Annotated in this window: 1 protein-coding gene; it reads right to left on the bottom strand. The window is 45.1% G+C overall.

Annotated elements, in window-relative coordinates; translation table 11 throughout:
* The coding region (locus R7Q09_RS27410; protein ID WP_318144116.1) for a GTP-binding protein at positions 1 to 563 on the bottom strand (563 nt) is incomplete at both ends.

The following is a 563-nucleotide window of genomic DNA, read 5'->3' as shown; positions in this document are numbered from 1 at the left end:
GTGATGCATTTCGATATGAGAAGAAGCACTGCCGTGTACGCGTTCAATATCCAGAACTTCAATCGGCAGCTCGCCGTTGTGAATCAACTTACTGAACACTTTAGCTGGCGTTTGATCGGTAACCCAATCGTTGAACACATCAATATCATGGCTTGAACAGAGATCGACTTTGCTGCCAATCACCACATCGGCACTGTCTAGCTGATCAACAAAGTTTTGATTAGACGTGTATTTTTCATCGCTCAAGTTACGAGGGTCGACTAACGCGATGGTCGCCTTTAAATCAACGTATGGCAGATATTGCTCTGATGTCAGCGTCGCAATCACTTGTTTTGGATGACCAAGGCCTGTTGGTTCAATCAACAAACGATCTGGCTTTTGGCGCAATAATGCCGTAATACCAACAGACATAGGAACGCCTGCGGTACAACACATGCAACCGCCCGGCACTTCTTTAATCAACGCACCTTGGTCGGTCATTAATGCACCATCGATGCCAATCTCACCAAACTCATTGACCAACACCGCCCAATTTTCATTTTCAGGTTTGTTCTTTAAAAGAT

The organism is Vibrio sp. 2130-1, assembly GCF_033339515.1.
This window is presented reverse-complemented; position numbering and strand designations above follow the sequence as displayed.